Below are 19,175 nucleotides of genomic sequence, written 5' to 3'. Positions count from 1 at the left end.
GAAAATCTGGAGGACATCATGCCCGAACCCATCGTCCTGTATGAACGTGACGGCCGCATCGCCCGCATCACGCTGAACCGGCCCGACCATCTGAACGCCATCCATGAAACGACACCCGACCTGCTGCGGGCGGCCGTCGAGCGCGCCAACCAGGACGACGATGTGCATGTGATCGCCCTGACCGGAGCCGGCCGCGCCTTCTGCGCCGGCTATGACCTCAAGGAATACGCCGAGAAGCCGCGTCCGGTGAAAGGCAGCCAGGACATGCCTTGGGACCCGCTGGTCGACTATCAGTGGATGCGGCATTCGACCGACTGCTTCTTCAGCCTCTGGCGCTCCCTGAAACCGGTGGTGGCCAAGATCCGCGGTTTCGCGGTGGCGGGCGGCAGCGACATTGCATTGTGCTGCGACCTGGTGGTGATGGCCGAGGATGCCAAGATCGGCTATCCGCCGGCGCGCATCTGGGGTTGCCCCACCACGGCGATGTGGGTCTATCGCCTGGGCGCCGAGAAGGCCAAGCGCATGCTGCTGACCGGTGATCTCATTGATGGCAGGACAGCCAAGGAATACGGCCTGGTGATCGACACAGTGCCCGATGCCGATCTGGATGATCATGTCGAGGCGCTGCTGGCACGCATTGCCAGCGTGCCGAAAAACCAGCTGATGATGCAGAAAATGATGGTCAACCAGGCCTACGACAATATGGGCCTGAACTCGACGCAGACCCTGGCGACATTGTTCGACGGCATCACGCGGCATTCGCCGGAAGGCGTGGCCTTCAAGGCGCGCTGTGAACAGGTCGGCTTCAAGGCCGCCGTGAAAGAACGCGATGGCGGCGATCCGCTGGCCTGGAAAAATGCCCGCTGAAACTTCACTGATCGAAAAAAAGAAGACGGGCAGGCGTGATGCCGTTCGTGCCTTCAAGCGCGACGCCATCCTGCAGGCGGCGCGTACCCTCTTCGGCCGCGACGGGCTGGATGGCACGACGCTGCGCGCGATTGCTGCCGAGGCCGGCGTCGCGGTTGGCACGGTCTATCTGCATTATCCCAGCAAGGAGGCGCTCTATGCCGACATGCTGGCCGTGTCGCTGGCCGACCTGCAGAAGCATCTGCGCGATGCCGTCGCAAAAGCCGCGCCCAGGGACCAGTTGATGTCCGGTGCGCTGGCTTTCTATGATTTCTACCGTAAGCGGCCCGATGACCTTTATCTCGGCCTCTATCTGGGGCAAGGCTTCCGCCCCACCAGCCTGACGCCGGAGCTGGATCGCCTGCTCAACGGCCGGATGATTCAGGGCTATACCGTGCTGGGAGATGCCATGCGGCAGCTGGCGCCGCTGGAGCCGGAGGCCATGCGGGCGGAAACCGTGTCGCTGGTGGCCGCTGTCGGCGGCGCCCTGATGTTGGAAACCACCGGCCGCCTCAAGGTGCTGGGCGACAGCGGCGAGGCTGTGGTGCGCCGCCATGTGGAAGCGCTCATTGGGCGGTTGCGTGCCGCTCTTTAAGCGGCGAACATAGAGGCCCGCCTTATCTCCTTTCACTGCCGAGAGTTTGCCGTGACCAATTTCCGCGAAACCTACCGCGGTTCCGTTGCCGCCTGGGAATGCGACCAGTATGGCCATATGAACGTGCAGTTCTATACCGCCCGGATCAGCGATGCGGCGGCCAGCGTGATGCTGGCGGCCGGTTTCGGGCAGGAAGCCTTCAAGACGCGCAAGCTGGGCATTGCCGCGGTGAATGCTGAAACCCGCTTCATATCCGAACTGCACGCCGGCGACCCGATCCGCATGGAAAGCGGCGTGACGCTGGCGGAAGGCAAGAAGATCAAGTTCCATCATCGCGTCTACAACGCCGAGACCGGCGCGCTCAGTATGCAGGCCGATGTGCTGGCCCTGTGCTTCGACCTGCAGGCGCGCAAGGCCGTGACGCTGCCGGCTGACCTGGAAGACGGCTTCAAGCGCGTGCGGGTGGATGTCGATACGCCAGCCGGGCCGGTTGCGGTGCCGCCGACCGAAGACGGTTTCCTGCCGACGGGACGCGCCCCGGTGCAGCCCTGGGAATGCGACCAGTACGGCCATATGAACGTGCAGTTCTATCTGGCGCGCTTCGCCGAGGCCGAGAAACAGGTGCTACTGGCATTGGGCTATGGTCCGAAGCGTCGCCGTGAGGACAAGGTGGCGGTGCGGCCGACACGTCATCGCATCCAGTTCAGGCGCGAGAACCATGAAGGGGCGGTGCTGCGCCTGCGGACCGGCATCCGCAAAGTGGAGGCCGACCGGCTGCATCTCTGCCACGAGCTTTATGAAGACGAAACCGGCACGCTGTCGGCAGCCTGCGAAGCCGTGGTGATCATCGACCGGCTGGATGGCAGCGGTCCCTCGGCGTTGCCCGCCGATGTGCGGCAGGCGGGCGAGGTGCTGGCCCGGCAGTTGCGTGCGCCCGACATACCGCAGCCGCAGGGCGGTCCAGCCGCGCCGGCTGCGCCGGTGGAGGGCATGTATGAAACCTGCCGCGGCATGGTGGATCGCTGGCAGGCCGAGGAAACCGGCCGCATGGCCACGCGCTTCTACATGGCGCGTTTCTCTGAAGCCGCGGCCCACACATTGGCCGGCGTCGAGATGACCGCGGAAGCGATGCGGGCCCAGGGTGTGGGCGCGGCGGCACTGGATTATACCATCGACTATTTCCGCCATCTGACGATTGGCGACATCTATCACACCCGGACCGCCATCCTGGAATTGCGCGAAAAGACCTGGCGCTTTTGCCATTTCCTGCTCGACAGCAAGACGGAGCAGCCGCTGGCGCGGGCCGAGATCGTCGCCGTGATGTTCGATACCAAGGCGCGCAAGTCGATTCCGCTGCCCGATCATATCCGGGCTGCCTTCACCAAGCGGCTATTGACGCCGCAGCCGGCGGAATAGGGCGGACCGGGCAATGGGAACCCTGTTGAATGTCTCGCTGCCCTTTTTCGGCTTGATCTTTGTCGGCTATGCCGCCGGCTATACGCGTATCATCACCGCGCAGGCCTATCTCGGCCTCAATGCCTTCGTGATCTGGTTCGCGCTGCCGGCGATGCTGTTCACCAAGATGGCTGCCGCGCCGGTGTTCGAGGCTTTCGACTGGAAATTCGTCGCCGCCTATAGCGGCGGCGGCCTGATCGCTTATGCCTTCACGGTGGGCCTCAGCCGCCTGCTGTTTTCCGTCACCTGGGGCGAGCGCGCCATGCAGGGCATGGGCGCGTCGTTTGGCAATGTCGGCTTCATGGGGTTGCCGATCCTGGTGACGCTGTTCGGCGACGCCGCCGTGCTGCCGGCAGTGCTGATCATCGTCTTCGACCATATTCTCCTGATCCCGCTGACCACGGCGCTGATCGAGGGCTCGAATGGCGGCAATGCCTCACTCGGCGCGATCTTCCGCCGCGTCGCCATCGGCATGTCGCGCAATCCGCTGATCATCTCCACCTTCGCCGGCCTGCTCTGGGGCCTGACCGGCCTGAGCCTGGCCACACCCGTCGAGACGCTGCTCAACCTGCTGGCCAATGCCTCGGCACCCTGCGCGCTATTCGCGCTGGGCCTGACGCTGGTGGGACGGCCGATCGCCGAGGGGCTGGAGCAGATTTCGCTTACCGCCATCGGCAAGCTGGCGGTACATCCGCTGGTGGTCTGGATGCTCTCGGCCTTCGTGCTGAAACTCGATCCGTTCCTCACCGCCGTGGCGGTGATCCAGGCTTCGATGCCGACCGCGGCGAATGTCTATATCCTTGCCACCCAGCAGAACACCTATGTGCAGCGCTCATCGTCCACCATCCTGGTGACGACGCTGATCGCCACCGTGACGGTGTCGGCCTTCATGGTGCTGTTCACGGCCTATTGAAGGCCGGGTCAGATCTCGGCGTAGATTTCCAGCAGGTTGCCATCCGGATCGCGGAAAAACAGCGTGCGATGCCCGAAGGGGCGGTCAGTGGGCGGCGACAGGATGGCGATGCCCTGCCGGGTAAGCTCCTCGGCGCAGCGGTCGACGATTCCCGGCGCCACCCGGAAGGCGAGTTGCAAGGCCGCGGTGCCAACGGGCACGGGTGCATCGCCCTTGGTCCAGCCCGGCAGCGACAGCGCCAGGATGTTGCTGCCCACGCGGTATTCAATCCAGCTATCTGAAAGCTCGCGCTGCAGCGGGAAACAAAGGACCTCTTCGTAGAAGCGGCGCATCGCCGCCATGTCGCGCACGATGATGACGCTATAGTCAATGCTCTGGATGGCCCGGAAAGGCGATGTCTGGTCTGTCATGGCATTCAGTCTACAACTTCGTCCGCACTGACCATAGTTCGGAAAAGAAACTGCGCTCCAGCGCCTGCCGCAGATAGGCCACGCCGGCGCTGCCACCGGTGCCCTGGCGCATGCCGATGATGCGCTCCACCGTCTTCATGTGGCGGAAGCGCCATTGCTGAAAGCTGTCCTCCACATCGACCAGTTCCTCGGCCAGCTCATACAGATCGAAATGGGTCTCGGATTCGCGATAGACGGTCTCCCAGACTGCCTCGACGCGTGGGTCCGGCACATGCGGCTTGGTCACATCGCGCTCCAGCACATCCTTGGGCACGGGCAGGCCACGGCGCGCCAGCAGGCGCAACGCCTCGTCATAGAGGCTGGGTGCGGTGAAGGCGGTCTCCAGCGGGCCATGGATGTCGGGGCGATGCGCATGGGGCTTGAGCATCAGCGGATTCTTGGCGCCCAGCTTGAATTCGATCTGGCGATACTGCCAGGACTGGAAGCCCGAAGACGAACCCAGCACCGGGCGGAAACGCAGGTAATCGGCTGGCGTCATGGTCGCCAGCACGTCCCAGGCCTGGATCAGCTGCATCTGGATGCGCGAGACGCGGGCCAGGCATTTGAAGCTGGGCGGCAGCGCATCGGCGCGGATATGCGCCATGGCATTGTCGAGCTCGCTGTTCAGCAGCTTCATCCACAATTCCTGCACCTGATGGATGGTGATGAACAGCAGTTCGTCCGGCTCAGAGGAGAGCGGTTTCTGCGCCGACAGCAGGGTGTCGAGATGCAGATAGTCGCCATAGCTCATACGGCCGGAGAAGTCGGTTTCGATGCCGTCCATCGTCATGGGTCTTGCTCCTGAAAACTCTTTAAACCTAAAATATCATGACCGGCCCGGAAGAGGAAACGGCATGGCCTCCCTCGATTTGAAACGGCATTTCTCGCGATTCCTCGGCGACAAGCCGGGACTGCATTTCACCGCGCACAGCCATCATCCCTGGCCCGATGTCAGCCGCGACGCGCAGCTGCTGGCCTGGGACACGGCAGCGCAGCTGATCGACCGCAAATGGGAAACCGTGCTGGGGCCTGTCATGCAGGCGGTGCAGGGCCATATCGCGCGCCAGCTCAATCTGCCGGATCCTGGCAGCATCGTGTTCGCGCCCAACACGCATGAGCTGGTGGTGCGGTTGCTATCCTGCTTCCCAGCCAACCGCGCCATCCGCATCCTGACCAGCGATTCCGAATTCCACTCTTTCGGGCGCCAGATCGCGCGCATGGAGGAAGACGGCCTGGTGCGGGTGCAGCGCGTCGCCACTGAACCTTTTGAGAGTTTTGCTGAACGCTTCGCCGAAGCCGCGCTGATCGGCCATGACTTGGTCTTTGTCAGCGAGGTGTTCTTCAATTCCGGCTTCGCGCTCGACCAGTTCGACCAGATCATGGCATCCGCCGGCGAGGCCATGGTGGTGGTCGATGGCTATCACGGTTTCATGGCGCGGCCGCTCGACTGGTCGCCCTATGCCGGGCGGGCCTTCTACATGGCGGGCGGCTACAAATACGCGATGTCGGGCGAGGGCGCGGCCTTCATGCACTGTCCGCCGGGCTGGGCGGCGCGGCCACGCGATACCGGCTGGTATGCCTCCTTCGGCACGCTGAGCAACAGTGACGGCAGCGTCGGCTATACGGCGGATGGCTGGCGCTTCATGGGCGCCACCTTCGATCCATCAGGCCTGTTCCGTTTCCGCGCCGTGCAGGACTGGCTGCAGACCGAGGGCGTGACGGTGGCTATGATCCACGATCACGCGCGCAGCCTGCAGCACCGGCTGATCGCCGGCCTGCCGAAAGGCCCGCTGGCGACGAAAGACCTGCTGTTGCCGGTGCAACTGCCGCATGGCAATTTTCTCAGCTTCGATCTCGATAATGCCGAGGAGGTGCGCCAGCGCCTGTTCCGCGCCGGCGTCACCACGGATTTCCGCGGCCGCCGCCTGCGCATCGGCTTTGGCATCTGCCATACCGAGGCCGATGTGGATGCGCTGCTGGCGCGGCTTCGGGACCTGTAGGACTCAGTTCTTGTAACTGGTGTCCTTCGCATCCAGCATGCGCAGCAGCCCGCCCCAGGCCAGGCCACTGACATCGATCTTCATGCCGCGCACCTGATTCTTCACCAGCTCCTGCACATCGGTCTTGGGCTTGTGCAGGGCACCGCCGCCGCTCATGGCGCGGATCTGCGCCTGACAGGCGCGTTCCAGCACATGCATGTTGAGGAAGGCCTGGGCCACGGTGCGGCCGCAGGTCAACGTGCCGTGGTTGCGCAGGATCATCATGTTGCTCTGGCCCAGATCGGCGACCAGGCGCTCGCGTTCCCCCAGATCAAGCGCGATGCCCTCGAACTCGTGATAGGTGAGGCCGGCCAGCGCGATCATCGCGGTCTGGCTCAAGGGCAGCAGGCCCTCGGCCATGGCGGAGACGGCGATGCCGTCGCTGGTATGCAGATGCAGCACGCAGCCGACATCATGGCGGGCTGCATGCACGGCGGAATGGATGGTGAAGCCGGCCGGATTGATGATATGGCCGGTCGACGAGACGATGTTGCCGTCCAGGTCGACCTTGACCAGGGACGAAGCCGTCATCTCGTGGAACATCCAGCCGTAAGGGTTGATCAGGAAATGCTCCTCCGGTCCCGGCACCCGGGCGGAGATATGCGTGAAGATGAGGTCGTCCCAGCCGTAATGCGCGACTAGGCGATAGGCGGCGGCGAGATCGACGCGGGTCTGCCATTCTTCAGGACTCACCTGGGCGCGGATATCGGCCGGGGATTTCAGGACGGCGGCGGAAGCGGGCGGGGTCATCGGTTTCCTCCAGTGTCTTTTATGATTGGCACCAGTCTGGGCGATTGTCCGGGGAAGTCAATTTCACTGCATCCCATAAGACTCTGCGACGCATCACGAGTCGGCCAGAGCGACCTTACGGAAGATCGCCGCTTCAGCGGTTGAACGGGTTGCGATCACATAACCTTGATGACGGCGTTAGGCCAAATTTCTTCGACTTTAGTCGAAGAAATCAGCCGTAGACGGCTTAAACCGGTCGACGCCTGAAGAATTGTGCAGTGCAAGGAGTAACCCGCGCATAAAAAAATCTGGACGGGTTCAGCGTATACGTCCAATGATGACGGCGCTCGAATTTACGTTTCGAAATTATAGGCCGGCTACCGGCGCAAAACACCAACGGGAGGGAACGATGACCGAGCAGTCCAAGAGCACAATTACGTCCAAAAAGAGCGGCCGTCGCCAGTTCCTGCGTGGGGCCGGCCTGGCCGGCGCTGCCGCTGCCGCCACTGTGGCGATGCCGAACGTGTCGCGTGCCCAGACGGTGACGTTGAAGTATCAGTCGACCTGGCCGACCAAGGACATCTTCCATGAGATGGCCACCGACTTCGCCACCCGTGTCAACGATCTGTCGGGCGGCCGCCTGAAGCTCGACGTTCTAGCCGCCGGTTCGGTAGTGCCCGCCTTTGGCATGCAGGACGCCGTGCACAGCGGCGTGCTGGATGCCGGCCATGGTGTGGCGGCCTACTGGTACGGCAAGCACAAGGCCTTCTCGCTGTTCGGTACCGTGCCGCCATATGGCTGGGACGCCAATGGCGTGATGGCCTGGATGAACTACGGTGGCGGCTATCAGCTCTATAACGAGCTGATGCACGACATCCTGAAGCTCAACCTCGTCGGCTTCATGTCAGGGCCGATGCCGGCGCAGCCGCTAGGCTGGTTCAAGAAGGAAATCAAGACCGCCGACGACCTGAAGAACATGAAGTACCGCACGGTCGGCCTCTCGGCCGATCTGTTCAAGGAAATGGGTGCGGCCGTCACCATCGTGGCCGGTGGCGAAATCGTTCCGGCGATGGATCGCGGCCTGCTCGACGGCGCGGAATTCAACAACCCGTCGTCGGACCGTGTGCTCGGCTTCCCGGACGTTTCGAAGGTCTACATGCTGCAGAGCTATCATCAGGCAGCCGAGATGTTCGAAATCCTGATCAACAAAACCAAGTACGATGGCCTGCCTGCCGAGCAGAAGCAGATCCTCAAGTATGCGGCCGAAGCCGCATCTTCCGACATGTCGTGGAAGGCGCTCGACCGTTACTCGAAGGATCTGGCCGAGATGCAGACCAAGGACAAGGTCCGCGTCTTCCGCACGCCGCGCGTCGTGCAGGATGCGCAGCTCAAGGCCTGGGATAATGTGCTCAAGGCGCAGAACGAAGAAGCCTTCTTCGCCAAGGTGAGCAAGTCGCAGCTGGAGTGGGTCCGCCGCACGGTGCGTTACGAACTGCTGAACAACCCGAGCAAGGAAGTGGCCTACAATCACTTCTTCAATCGCAAGGGCTGAGTGCAAATACATTGAGTATCAGGGGAACCGCCGGGTGACCGGCGGTTCCCTTCGTTTAAGAAGCAGCCTCATAAAATCCGCATAAACATAGAGGCGGAAGGGCATACGGGGAGCGCATGGATAATCGATTGGTATTCTGGATCGACACGATCAATACATGGATCGGTAAGATCTTTGGCTGGTGTATCGTCCTTCTGACGGCGGCGACGTCATATGAAGTCTTCGCGCGCTATGTGCTGCAAGCCCCCACCGAGTGGGCCTTCGATGCGGCCTACATTCTGTACGGCACCCTGTTCATGATGGCCGGCGCCTACACACTGGCGCGCAACAGCCATGTGCGCGGCGACTGGATCTATCGCAACTGGTCACCCCAAACGCAGGCGAAGTCGGACCTGATCCTTTACTTCCTGTTCTTCTTCCCAGGCATCATCACGCTGCTCTACACGGGCTGGGATTACGCCGCCTATTCCTGGTCGGTGAAGGAGCGCAGCCTGTTCACGCCGGCCGGCCCGATCATCTATCCGTTCAAGACCGTCATTCCGATCGCCGGCACCATGCTGATCGCCCAAGGCGTGGCTGAAGTGCTCCGCTGCGTTTATTGCATCAAACATGGAAACTGGCCGCCCCGGTTGGGCGATGTGGAGGAGTTGGAGCAGGTGTTGCAGAAGCAGTACAGTACCGATGGTAAGTCTGGGGAGACCGGCAAATGACTGATCCCCAGGTTGGCATTCTGATGCTGGTGGTGTTCCTGTTTGCCATCGGCTTCGGGTTTCCCATCGCTTTCACCCTCATGGCCATTGGCGTCGGCTTTGGCTACTACGCCATGGGCAGCCATATTTTCGAGCTGTTCGTGCAGCGCACCTTCAGCGTCATGGCCAATGACGTTCTGATCTCGGTGCCCCTGTTCCTGTTCATGGGTTACATCGTCGAACGCGCCAATATTCTCGACCGATTGTTCCTGAGTATCGAGCTGGCAGCGAAAAACCTGCCAGGCTCGCTGGCAGTGGCGACGCTGCTGACCTGTGCGCTGTTCGCAACCGCGACAGGCATTGTTGGCGCAGTGGTGACGCTGATGAGCCTGCTGGCTCTGCCGGCGATGCTGCGTGCGGGGTATGATCCCAAGCTGGCGGCCGGTGTTGTCTGCGCTGGCGGTTGCCTGGGCATCCTGATCCCGCCCAGCGTGTTGCTGATCCTCTATGGCGCCACGGCCGGCGTCTCGGTGGTCAAACTCTATGCCGGCGCCTTCCTGCCGGGCCTGATGCTGGCCGGCCTGTACATGGCCTATGTGATTGGTCGGGCCGTCATCAATCCCTCGCTGGCGCCCAAGCCGCCGAAGGAAATCCTGGATGTCCCGCTCAAGAAGGTGATCTGGGCGCTGGCGACCTCCTTCCTGCCGCTGGCTTTGCTGATCGTCACCGTGCTTGGCGCGATCCTGTTTGGCCTGGCGACACCGACGGAAGCTGCGGCGGTGGGTGCGGCCGGCGCGGTGGTGCTGGCGATCTGCTACAACAGCTTCAGTATCGCCAAGCTGACCGAGTCCGTGTTCCTCACGGCCCGTTCGGCGGCGATGGTCTGCTGGCTGTTTGTCGGCTCGGCCACCTTCTCGGCGGTCTTCGCCTATCTGAACGGCCATGAAGTGGTACGCGCGCTGATCGACTACCTCGATCTGTCGGGCACGCAGTTCATGATCCTGGCGCAGTTTATTATCTTCCTGCTGGGCTGGCCGCTGGAATGGACCGAGATCATCGTGATCTTCGTGCCAATCTTCATGCCGTTGCTGCAGCATTACGGCGTTGACCCGCTGTTCTTCGGCATCCTGGTCGCGCTGAACCTGCAGACGTCGTTCCTAACCCCGCCTGTGGCGATGGCGGCCTTCTATTGCAAGGGCGTGGCGCCAAAAAGCCTGTCGATCGATGAGATATTCAAGGGTATCTATCCCTTCGTCTTCATTGTGCTGTTCTCGATGGTGCTGATGTACATCTTCCCCGAGATCGCCCTGTGGCTGCCGGATCAGCTGTATGGCAGTGGCGGTGAGGTGGGAGATGCATTGCCAGGCAGCGAGGGTGGCAACACCACGTTGTTCGATACATCCGACGATCCATCGTCGGGTGAAGGTGAAGTGGCAGCGCCAGACTGATCGGCGCCAAGTCTGCTCAATAAAAAGGCCGGGGGAACCCGGCCTTTTTTTATGCGTTGTTTACGCGGTTTCGCGGAAAAGCAGCGCAAAAACGCTTTCCCTTGCCGCGAATCAAAAAGCCGTTTCTCATCCGCGGGCGATCCGAAGCGGTCGCGAGGAAATGCTCAACATCAATTAGAGATTATTGGAGGGGCCTCCATGTGGAGTCAGGTCTATAACCCGCTCGGCAGCGCAGTGCTGTCTACCGCCATTGCCGCAATCCCGATTGTCATTCTGCTCGGTCTGATCGCCTTTGCCCGCATGCAGGCGCATCTGGCCGCCGTGATTGCGCTGATCGGCGCAATCGTCGTCGCCGTCTTCGGCTTCACCATGCCGATGGATCTGGCGCTCAAGGCCTCCTGGCTCGGCCTGCTCACCGGCCTGTTCCCGATCGGCTGGATCATCCTCAACGTCATCTTCCTCTATCGCCTGACGCGCGATAACGGCTATTTCGAGATCCTGCAGAAATCCATCGCGGGCATCACGCCGGACCGCCGCCTGCAGCTGCTGATGGTGGCCTTTTCGTTTGGCGCCTTCTTCGAGGGCGCGGGCGGTTTCGGCACGCCGGTAGCCGTCACGGGCGCGATCCTGATCGGCCTGGGCTTCTCGCCGCTGGCAGCCTCGGGCCTGTCACTGATCGCCAATACGGCCCCGGTGGCCTTCGGCGCACTCGGCACACCGATCGTGACGCTGGGCGCCGTGACCGGCATGGATGTATTCCAGCTTGGCGCCATGGTCGGCCGTCAGCTGCCGTTCTTCTCGCTGATCGTGCCGTTCTGGCTGATCTGGGCCTTCGCCGGCTGGCGCGGCATGATCGCCATCTGGCCGGCCATCCTGGTCTGCGGCGCCAGCTTCGCCATCCCGCAGTATCTGGTATCGAACTACCACGGCCCCTGGCTGGTCGACGTGGTCGCCGCCCTGGTGTCGATGGGTTGCCTCTTCGCCTTCCTCAAGGTCTGGAAGCCGGCGGAAATCTGGCATTCGCCCAAGCTGCGCAACCGCGAGGACAATTCGGCGGTTGGCGTACCCGGCGTGGGTGCGCCGGCGCCCAGCATTGCCTCGCCCTCGCAGGGTCAGGTGCTGGCGGCCTGGATTCCGTGGATCATCCTCTGCGTCTTTGTCTTCGTCTGGGGCACCCAGACCTTCAAGGATGCGGTGAATCCCTGGTTCTTCCCCAAGTTCACCATCGAGGGCCTGCATAACATGATCCAGAAGGTCCCGCCGGTGGTGGCCAAGCCGATCCCCGAGGGCGCGATCTTCAACTTCAACATCCTGACCATGACGGGCACGGCGATCTTCCTCGCCGCGATCATCTCCGGTCTGGTGATGAAGTACTCGCCGATGCAGCTGGTCAAAGCCTATGGCGCGACCATCTGGGCGGTGCGTTACTCGCTGATCACCATCGCCGCCATGCTGGCGCTGGGCACGCTGACGCGCTACTCGGGCGTCGATGCGACACTCGGTCTGGCTTTTGCAGCAACCGGCGTGCTGTATCCCTTCTTCGGCACCCTGCTCGGCTGGCTGGGCGTGGCGCTGACCGGTTCGGATACGGCCTCCAATGTGCTGTTCGGCGGCCTGCAGAAGATCACGTCTGAACAGCTCGGCCTGTCGCCGATCCTGATGGGCGCCGCCAATTCATCGGGCGGTGTGATGGGCAAGATGATCGATGCCCAATCCATTGTGGTGGCCTCCACCGCCACCAACTGGTTCGGCCATGAAAGCGAGATCCTGCGCTATGTGTTCTGGCACTCGATCGCGCTAGCCTGCCTGGTTGGTGTGCTGGTGACGTTACAGGCCTATGTCTGGCCGTTCTCGGCCATGGTTATCCACTGAGGATCGCCTGATCCAAAAAAAGGCCCGGGGAAACCCGGGCCTTTTCGTTTGTGGCGGTATTCGTTGCGTCAAGCGGCGTAGAAGGATTTGCCTCCTGCCGCCATGTCGCGCAGCAGCTTGGGCGGCGTGAAGCGCGCGCCGTGCTTCTGGGCCAGTTGGTCGCATTCGGCCACGAAGGGCTGCACGCCCACGGTATCGATGTTGCTGATGGTGCCGCCACGGAAGGGCGGGAAGCCCCAGCCCATGATCGAACCGACATCGGCATCGCGCACGTCGATGATGACGTTCTCTTCCACGCAGCGGGCGGTCTCGACCGACTGGATATAGACCAGACGCTTGATCACATCGGACAGCGCCGGCTGTTCGGCCTTGACCGGGAAATGCTTGCCCAGCTCGGTCCACAGCTTCTTTTTGCCATCGGCGGGATATTCGTAGAAGCCCTTGGCCGCTTTCTTGCCCAGGCGTCCGAGCTTTTCGACCATCAGCGACAGCACGGGAGCCGAGCCGTCGGGCTTGTAGGCATCGCCCAGGTCCTTCTGGGTCTGGGTGCGCACGCGGTGCATCAGCTCCAGCGAAACCTCGTCAGCCAGCGCCAGCGGGCCGACCGGCATGCCGGCGGCCTTGCCGGCATTCTCGATCAGGGCCGGTGCCACGCCCTCGGACAGCAGGGTCAGGCCCTCGCTGACGTAAGTGGCGAAGACGCGGCTGGTATAGAAGCCACGGCTGTCATTGACGACAATCGGCGTCTTGCGGATTTTCTTCACGAAATCCATGGCGCGCGCCAGCGTCTCGTCCGAGGTCTGCTTGCCGCGGATGATCTCGACCAGCGGCATCTTGTCGACCGGCGAGAAGAAATGCAGGCCGATGAAGTTGGCCGGCCGGCTGCTGGCCTCGGCCAGGCCACTGATCGGCAGGGTCGATGTGTTGGAGGCAAAGATGGCGGTCGGCGCGATCTGCGCCTCGGCCTTCTTGGTCACATCGGCCTTGATGGCGCGATCCTCGAACACGGCCTCAATCACCATGTCGCAGCCCTTGAGGTCGTCATAGGAGGTCGTGGCCTTGATCAGGCCGAGCTGCTTCTCCTTGTCGGCCTCGCTGGCCTTCTTAGCCTTGACGCGCTTATCAAGAAGCCCGGCGGTATAGGCCTTGCCCTTGTCGGCCGAGTCCTGGGTGCTGTCGAGCAGCACGACCTGCAGACCGGCCGAGGAGGCGGAATAGGCGATGCCCGCGCCCATCATGCCGGCGCCCAGGATACCGATCTTGGTGTAGGCCTGGGTCGGGATGTTCTTCGGGCGATTGGCCAGCTTGTTGGCGTCGCCGATCGAGAAGAACAGCGAGCGGATCATGTTTCGCGCTTCCTTCGACTGGGTGCAGGCGACGAAATAGCGGCTTTCAATCTTCAGGCCGGTGTCGATATCGACCAGCATGCCCTCGTAGACGCAGGACATGATGTATTGCGCATTGGGGTAGTTGCCCATGGTCTTGGCCCGCAGCATGGCGTTGCCGGCGGTGAAGATCTGCGCGCCCTTCGGTGTGTTGGCGGCTTCCGGCACGCGGAAGCCCTTCTGGTCCCAGGGCTTCACATGGCCGGTCTGGCCCTCGGCCAGGATCCAGGCCTTGGCGCGGGCCAGCAGCTCAGCGGGTGCGACAATCTCGTCGATCATGCCCATGCCAAGCGCCGTCTTGGCGTCGACCTTCTTGCCTTCCAGCATCATCGGCAGCGCCTTGGACACGCCGATCAGGCGCGGCAGGCGCTGGGTGCCGCCGGCACCCGGCAGCAGCCCGATGGTGGCTTCCGGCAGGCCGATCAGCGTCTTGGGGTTATCGGCGGCGATGCGGCGATGGCAGGCAAGGCAGATCTCGTAGCCGCCGCCTAAAGCTGTGCCATTGATGGCCACCGCGAAGGGCTTGCCGGCCTTTTCGATGTCGCGGAACAGCTTCTGCAAAGCGAAGCTGTTCTGCAGCGCCTTGGCCGGATCCTTCGATTCTTCCAGCATGCTGACTAGGTCGCCGCCGGCGACGAAGTCGGGCTTCGCCGAAGTGACGATCACGCCCTTCACGGCCTTGTCGCCGATGGCCTTGGCAACGGCATCGCGGAAAGCGCCGATGCTGTCCCTGTTCATCACATTCATCGGCCGGTCGGCCATGTTCCAGGTAATGGTGGCGACGCCGTCGCCGTCAACGGAATAGTCGATCATGGAATCAATCTCCGAAATGCAGCGGCGCTTTAGACGCGCTCGATAATGGTGGCAGTACCCATGCCGGCGCCGACGCAGAGCGTGATAAGCGCCGTGCTTTTGCCGCTGCGCTCCAACTCGTCGACCATGGTGCCCAGGATCATCGCGCCGGTCGCACCCAGCGGATGGCCCAGCGCGATGGCGCCGCCATTCACGTTGATCTTGTCATGCGGGATGTTGAGCGCCTGCATGAAGCGCAGGACGACCGAGGCAAAGGCCTCGTTCAGCTCATAGAGGTCGATATCAGACGGCTTCATGCCGGCCAGCTTCAGCGCCTTTTCGGCTGCGAAAGACGGGCCGGTCAGCATGATGGTCGGCTCTGAACCGATGGAGGCGAAGCTGCGGATGCGGGCGCGTGGCTTCAGGCCTGATGCCTTGCCGGCGTCCTTGTTACCGATCAGCACGGCGGCCGCGCCGTCCACGATGCCCGAGCTGTTGCCGGCATGATGGACATGCTCGATGCGCTCGACTTCGGGATAGCGCTGGGTGGCGACGGAATCGAAGCCGAACTGCTCGCCCATCACCGTGAAGGACGGATCGAGCGAGGCCAGCGTCTGCATGGTGGTGTCGGGGCGCAGATGCTCGTCGCGGTCCAAAATGGTCAGGCCGTTGATGTCCTTGACCGGGATGATCGACTTCTTGAAGCGGCCCTCGTCCCAGGAGCGCTTGGCGCGCTTCTGGCTCTCGACCGCGTAAGAATCGACATCGTCGCGGCTGAAGCCGTATTTGGTGGCGATCAAGTCGGCCGAGATGCCCTGCGGCACAAAATAGGTCGAGATCGCCACGGCCGGATCGGTGGCCCAGGCGCCGCCGTCGGAGCCCATCGGCACGCGGCTCATGCTTTCCACGCCGCCGCCGATCGCCATCTGCGACTGGCCCGACATCACCTGCGCGGCCGCCATGTTGCAGGCTTCCAGGCCCGAGGCGCAGAAACGATTGATCTGCACGCCGGCGGTCGTCTCGGCATAGCCGGACTGGATCACGGCGACGCGGGCGATATCCGAGCCCTGTTCACCCACCGGCATGACGCAGCCGAGAACCACGTCATCCACGAGCGAGGTGTCGAGCTCGTTGCGGTCGCGCACGGCTTCCAGCGCCGTGGTGGCCAGGCGCATCGGGGTGACTTCATGCAGGGCGCCGCTGGCGCGGCCCTTGCCGCGCGGCGTGCGCACGGCGTCGTAGATGAAGGCTTCGGTCATGGTTCTCTCCCTAGGCTTGTTTGTTCCGCCGGATTCCCGGATATCGATTCAAAGCGCCATACTTGCTCAAAGCGTACGACTGATCAGTTCCTTCATGATTTCGTTGGTGCCGCCATAGATGCGCTGCACGCGGGCATCGGCATAGGCGCGGGTGATCGGGTATTCCCACATGAAGCCGTAGCCGCCGAACAGCTGCAGGCAGCGATCCAGGATCTTGCACTGCAGGTCGCTGCACCAGTATTTCGCCATCGCCGCCGTGGCCGGGTCCAGCTTGTGCTGGGCCACCAACTCGATGCATTTGTCGACAAAAACGCGGGCGATCTGCGTCTCGGTCTTCATCTCGGCCAGCTCGAACTTGGTGTTCTGGAAGTCCAGCACGCTCTTGCCGAAAGCCTTGCGCTCACGGGTGTAGTCGATGGTCCATTTCAGCGCACCCTCGCAGCCGGCCACCGCCATGATGGCGATCTGCAGCCGTTCCCAGGCCAGTTCCTGCATCAGGTAGAAGAAGCCCTGGCCTTCACCGCCCAGCATGTTCTCTGGCGGCACGCGCACGTCGGAGAAGAACAGCTCCGAGGTGTCCTGGGCCTTCATGCCCAGCTTTTCCAGGTTGCGGCCCTTGGTGAATCCCTCGCGACCGGCCTCGACCAGGAACAGCGTGGTGCCCTTGGCGCCCTGCTTGGGATCGGTCTTGGTCACCACGATCACCAGATCGGCATTCTGGCCGTTGGTGATGAAGGTCTTCTGGCCGTTGATGACGTATTCATTGCCGTCTTTCAGCGCCGTGGTCTTCACGGCCTGCAGATCCGAGCCGCCGCTGGGTTCGGTCATGGCGATGGCGCCGATCACTTCGCCGGTGGCCATCTTGGGCAGCCACTTTTTCTTCTGCTCTTCCGAGCCATAGGCGAGGATATAGGGGGCGACAATGTCGGAATGCAGCGAGAAGCCCGGGCCGGTGCAGCCGGTATAGGCCTGCTCTTCCATCAGGATGGCCGAATAGAGGCGATCGACGCCGGAGCCGCCATATTCCTCCGGCATGGTCGGGCAGAGGAAACCGTTCTCGCCGGCCTTGCGCCAGATCTCCTTCGGCACCACACCGTCCTCTTCCCACTTGGGGTGGTTGGGGACGACTTCGCGCTCGAAGAACTTGCGCGCCGCCTCACGGAACATCTGATGATCTTCCGTGTAGATGGAACGCGGGATGCCGTATTCGGTCATTCTTGTCGTTTCCTCCGGCTAGACCCAGATTCTTGCACTGGGGCCACGTATTACGCGGCTTGCATGGTCAGAAATTGGCGGCCTTCAGCATCATGGTGCTTTCCGAGCCGGCCTGGATCTTGGCCAGCTGCGCCGCCGTATCGGGCAGCATGCGCTCCATGAAGAAGCGGGCGGTGATCAGCTTGGTCTCGTAGAATTCCTTGTCGCCCTCGCCATCGGCCAGCTTCTGCTTGGCCACCTTGGCCATGCGGGCCCACATGTAGCCCAGCGCGACCAGCGCAAAGAGATTCAGGTAATCCCACGAGGCGGCGCCGGCTTCGTCCGGGTTCTTCAGGCCACGCTCAGAGACCAGCGCGGTGGCGGTCTGCAGGCGGGCGAAGGCCTTGGCCAGCGGCATGACGAAGTCCTTGCCGATGCCAGAGTCCATCATGTTCTCTTCGACGAAGCTCGAGACCGGATGGAAGAAGCGGCGGGCGAGGCGGCCGATGCCGGTGGGCAGCTTGCGGCCAACCAGGTCGAGCGCCTGGATGCCGTTGGCGCCTTCATAGATCATGGCGATGCGGGCATCGCGCACGAACTGCTCCATGCCCCATTCGGCGATATAGCCGTGGCCGCCATAGACCTGCTGGGCCATGGTGGCGCACTGGTAGCCGTAATCGGTCATGTAGGCTTTCACCATCGGCGTCAGGAAGGCGACCAGATCGTCGGCCTCCTGGCGGCGGTCGGCATCCGGATGCTTGGCAGAAATGTCCAGCTCGATGCCGGTCCACAGCGCCAGTGCGCGGCTGCCCTCGGTGAAGGCCTTGATGGTCAGCAGCATGCGCCGGATGTCGGGATGCACGATGATCGGATCGGCCGGCTTTTCCGGGTTCTTCGTGCCAGTGATGGCACGACCCTGAAGGCGGTCATTGGCATAGGTCAGCGCGTTCTGGTAGGCGACTTCGGCCTGGGAGAGGCCCTGTACGCCGACACCGAGGCGGGCGGCGTTCATCATCACGAACATCGCCTGCATGCCCTTGTGCATCTGGCCGACCAGCCAACCCTTGGCGTTGTCGTAATTCAGCACGCAGGTGGAATTGCCATGGATGCCCATCTTGTGCTCGATCGAGCCGCAGGAGACGCCGTTGCGGGCGCCGAGCGAGCCGTCATCGTTCACCAGGAATTTCGGCACCACGAAGAGGCTGACGCCCTTGATGCCTTCCGGGCCGCCCGGAATCTTGGCCAGCACCAGATGGATGATGTTCTCGGCCATGTCATGTTCGCCGGCCGAGATGAAAATCTTGGTGCCGGTGATCAGGTAGCTGCCGTCCTTCTGGGGTTCGGCCTTGGTGCGCATCAGGCCCAGATCGGTGCCGCAATGCGGCTCGGTCAGGTTCATGGTGCCGGTCCATTTGCCCGACGCCATGTTCGGCAGATACTTGTCCTTCTGCTCTTCCGAGCCGTGACGCAGCAGCGCCTCATAGGCGCCATGGGTCAGGCCGGGATACATGGCAAAGGCCATGTTCGCCGAGGACTGGATTTCCGCCATGGCGATGCCCAGCACATGGGGCAGGCCCTGGCCGCCGTATTTCTCTTCAGCGGTCAGCGCGCCCCAGCCGGCTTCGCAATACTGCTGGTAGGCTTCCTTGAAGCCGGTCGGCGTGGTGACTACGCCATTGTCCCACTTGCAACCTTCCAGGTCGCCGACGCGGTTCAGCGGCGCGGTGACCTCGCTCATGAACTTGCCGCCTTCTTCCAGCACGGCGTCGATCACGTCGCGGCTGGCATCGGTGAAGCCCAGCAGGTTGCTCATCTTTTCCATCTGCAGCACATCGTGCAGCACGAACTGGAAGTCCTTTACGGGGGCGGTATAGCTCGGCATGGCCTGTCTCCCTCAA

16 protein-coding genes are annotated in these 19,175 nt (G+C 62.6%); 9 read left to right on the top strand and 7 right to left on the bottom strand.

Going from position 1 to position 19,175, the window contains the following annotated elements:
• Positions 1 to 18 precede the first annotated feature (18 nt).
• Genes AC1RRT_RS04405 through AC1RRT_RS04390 form a run of 4 tightly spaced genes read left to right on the top strand, consistent with a single transcriptional unit; the run spans position 19 to position 3,869 of the window.
• Positions 19 to 867 carry a crotonase/enoyl-CoA hydratase family protein gene (locus AC1RRT_RS04405; protein ID WP_493012519.1) on the top strand — a complete coding sequence of 283 codons (849 nt, stop codon included), beginning with the start codon at positions 19 to 21 and terminating at the stop codon, positions 865 to 867.
• Positions 857 to 1,501, top strand: coding sequence for a TetR/AcrR family transcriptional regulator (locus tag AC1RRT_RS04400; protein WP_493012517.1), 645 nt, complete (start codon positions 857 to 859; stop codon positions 1,499 to 1,501). Before AC1RRT_RS04405 ends, AC1RRT_RS04400 begins: the two co-directional genes overlap by 11 nt.
• 51 nt (positions 1,502 to 1,552) lie before the next feature.
• Entirely contained in the window at positions 1,553 to 2,917 is a 1,365-nt protein-coding gene (locus AC1RRT_RS04395) for an acyl-CoA thioesterase (RefSeq protein WP_493012515.1), read from the top strand.
• A gap of 13 nt (positions 2,918 to 2,930) precedes the next feature.
• On the top strand, positions 2,931 to 3,869 hold the full coding sequence (locus tag AC1RRT_RS04390; RefSeq protein WP_493012513.1) for an AEC family transporter: 939 nt from the start codon (positions 2,931 to 2,933) through the stop codon (positions 3,867 to 3,869).
• Between the two features lie 8 nt (positions 3,870 to 3,877).
• Here the strand turns inward: AC1RRT_RS04390 and AC1RRT_RS04385 are convergent, their stop codons facing one another.
• Together AC1RRT_RS04385 and kynA are read right to left on the bottom strand one after the other, a co-directional pair.
• The gene (locus AC1RRT_RS04385) at positions 3,878 to 4,279 is read right to left on the bottom strand and encodes a VOC family protein (RefSeq protein WP_493012511.1); all 402 of its coding nucleotides are present in this window, start codon (positions 4,277 to 4,279) and stop codon (positions 3,878 to 3,880) included.
• A gap of 10 nt (positions 4,280 to 4,289) precedes the next feature.
• Positions 4,290 to 5,108, bottom strand: a complete 819-nt coding sequence (gene kynA / locus AC1RRT_RS04380; protein WP_493012510.1) for a tryptophan 2,3-dioxygenase — start codon at positions 5,106 to 5,108, stop codon at positions 4,290 to 4,292.
• Positions 5,109 to 5,172: 64 nt separating this feature from the next.
• Between kynA and AC1RRT_RS04375 the strand changes: the two genes are divergently transcribed.
• Entirely contained in the window at positions 5,173 to 6,318 is a 1,146-nt protein-coding gene (locus AC1RRT_RS04375) for an aminotransferase class V-fold PLP-dependent enzyme (protein WP_493012508.1), read from the top strand.
• Positions 6,319 to 6,321: 3 nt separating this feature from the next.
• On the opposite strand, the gene AC1RRT_RS04370 is transcribed toward AC1RRT_RS04375, so the two are convergent.
• Entirely contained in the window at positions 6,322 to 7,107 is a 786-nt protein-coding gene (locus AC1RRT_RS04370; protein ID WP_493012506.1) for a class II aldolase/adducin family protein, read from the bottom strand.
• A gap of 388 nt (positions 7,108 to 7,495) precedes the next feature.
• Between AC1RRT_RS04370 and AC1RRT_RS04365 the strand changes: the two genes are divergently transcribed.
• From AC1RRT_RS04365 to AC1RRT_RS04350, 4 genes are all read left to right on the top strand, one after another.
• Entirely contained in the window at positions 7,496 to 8,638 is a 1,143-nt protein-coding gene (locus AC1RRT_RS04365) for a TRAP transporter substrate-binding protein (protein WP_493012504.1), read from the top strand.
• A 116-nt stretch (positions 8,639 to 8,754) separates the two neighbouring features.
• Positions 8,755 to 9,348 carry a TRAP transporter small permease subunit gene (locus AC1RRT_RS04360; RefSeq protein WP_493012502.1) on the top strand — a complete coding sequence of 198 codons (594 nt, stop codon included), beginning with the start codon at positions 8,755 to 8,757 and terminating at the stop codon, positions 9,346 to 9,348.
• The gene (locus tag AC1RRT_RS04355; protein WP_493012500.1) at positions 9,345 to 10,775 is read left to right on the top strand and encodes a TRAP transporter large permease; all 1,431 of its coding nucleotides are present in this window, start codon (positions 9,345 to 9,347) and stop codon (positions 10,773 to 10,775) included. Before AC1RRT_RS04360 ends, AC1RRT_RS04355 begins: the two co-directional genes overlap by 4 nt.
• A gap of 198 nt (positions 10,776 to 10,973) precedes the next feature.
• On the top strand, positions 10,974 to 12,647 hold the full coding sequence (locus tag AC1RRT_RS04350; protein WP_493012498.1) for an L-lactate permease: 1,674 nt from the start codon (positions 10,974 to 10,976) through the stop codon (positions 12,645 to 12,647).
• Positions 12,648 to 12,715: 68 nt separating this feature from the next.
• Here the strand turns inward: AC1RRT_RS04350 and AC1RRT_RS04345 are convergent, their stop codons facing one another.
• The 4 genes from AC1RRT_RS04345 to AC1RRT_RS04330 all read right to left on the bottom strand — a co-directional run bounded on the left by AC1RRT_RS04345 (position 12,716) and on the right by AC1RRT_RS04330 (position 19,159).
• Positions 12,716 to 14,845, bottom strand: coding sequence for a 3-hydroxyacyl-CoA dehydrogenase NAD-binding domain-containing protein (locus AC1RRT_RS04345; protein WP_493012496.1), 2,130 nt, complete (start codon positions 14,843 to 14,845; stop codon positions 12,716 to 12,718).
• A 29-nt stretch (positions 14,846 to 14,874) separates the two neighbouring features.
• The gene (locus AC1RRT_RS04340; protein WP_493012494.1) at positions 14,875 to 16,083 is read right to left on the bottom strand and encodes an acetyl-CoA C-acetyltransferase; all 1,209 of its coding nucleotides are present in this window, start codon (positions 16,081 to 16,083) and stop codon (positions 14,875 to 14,877) included.
• A 66-nt stretch (positions 16,084 to 16,149) separates the two neighbouring features.
• The gene (locus AC1RRT_RS04335) at positions 16,150 to 17,298 is read right to left on the bottom strand and encodes an acyl-CoA dehydrogenase family protein (protein WP_493012492.1); all 1,149 of its coding nucleotides are present in this window, start codon (positions 17,296 to 17,298) and stop codon (positions 16,150 to 16,152) included.
• 67 nt (positions 17,299 to 17,365) lie between these two features.
• Positions 17,366 to 19,159 carry an acyl-CoA dehydrogenase C-terminal domain-containing protein gene (locus AC1RRT_RS04330; RefSeq protein ID WP_493012490.1) on the bottom strand — a complete coding sequence of 598 codons (1,794 nt, stop codon included), beginning with the start codon at positions 19,157 to 19,159 and terminating at the stop codon, positions 17,366 to 17,368.
• Positions 19,160 to 19,175: the final 16 nt, after the last annotated feature.

It is taken from the genome of Ferrovibrio sp. GW821-FHT12B10 (assembly GCF_058807515.1).
Note: the sequence above shows the minus strand (reverse complement) of the source record. Positions and strands in the feature narration are given on the sequence as shown.

Excerpts from the sequence above, each read along its gene's own strand:
- AC1RRT_RS04390 (WP_493012513.1), top strand. The coding sequence starts at position 2,931 with ATGGGAACCCTGTTGAATGTCTCGCTGCCCTTTTTCGGCTTGATCTTT.
- AC1RRT_RS04370 (WP_493012506.1), bottom strand. The coding sequence starts at position 7,107 with ATGACCCCGCCCGCTTCCGCCGCCGTCCTGAAATCCCCGGCCGATATC.
- AC1RRT_RS04385 (WP_493012511.1), bottom strand. The coding sequence starts at position 4,279 with ATGACAGACCAGACATCGCCTTTCCGGGCCATCCAGAGCATTGACTAT.
- AC1RRT_RS04375 (WP_493012508.1), top strand. The coding sequence starts at position 5,173 with ATGGCCTCCCTCGATTTGAAACGGCATTTCTCGCGATTCCTCGGCGAC.
- AC1RRT_RS04350 (WP_493012498.1), top strand. The coding sequence starts at position 10,974 with ATGTGGAGTCAGGTCTATAACCCGCTCGGCAGCGCAGTGCTGTCTACC.
- AC1RRT_RS04355 (WP_493012500.1), top strand. The coding sequence starts at position 9,345 with ATGACTGATCCCCAGGTTGGCATTCTGATGCTGGTGGTGTTCCTGTTT.
- AC1RRT_RS04330 (WP_493012490.1), bottom strand. The coding sequence starts at position 19,159 with ATGCCGAGCTATACCGCCCCCGTAAAGGACTTCCAGTTCGTGCTGCAC.
- AC1RRT_RS04335 (WP_493012492.1), bottom strand. The coding sequence starts at position 17,298 with ATGACCGAATACGGCATCCCGCGTTCCATCTACACGGAAGATCATCAG.
- AC1RRT_RS04345 (WP_493012496.1), bottom strand. The coding sequence starts at position 14,845 with ATGATCGACTATTCCGTTGACGGCGACGGCGTCGCCACCATTACCTGG.
- kynA (WP_493012510.1), bottom strand. The coding sequence starts at position 5,108 with ATGACGATGGACGGCATCGAAACCGACTTCTCCGGCCGTATGAGCTAT.
- AC1RRT_RS04405 (WP_493012519.1), top strand. The coding sequence starts at position 19 with ATGCCCGAACCCATCGTCCTGTATGAACGTGACGGCCGCATCGCCCGC.
- AC1RRT_RS04365 (WP_493012504.1), top strand. The coding sequence starts at position 7,496 with ATGACCGAGCAGTCCAAGAGCACAATTACGTCCAAAAAGAGCGGCCGT.
- AC1RRT_RS04400 (WP_493012517.1), top strand. The coding sequence starts at position 857 with ATGCCCGCTGAAACTTCACTGATCGAAAAAAAGAAGACGGGCAGGCGT.
- AC1RRT_RS04360 (WP_493012502.1), top strand. The coding sequence starts at position 8,755 with ATGGATAATCGATTGGTATTCTGGATCGACACGATCAATACATGGATC.
- AC1RRT_RS04340 (WP_493012494.1), bottom strand. The coding sequence starts at position 16,083 with ATGACCGAAGCCTTCATCTACGACGCCGTGCGCACGCCGCGCGGCAAG.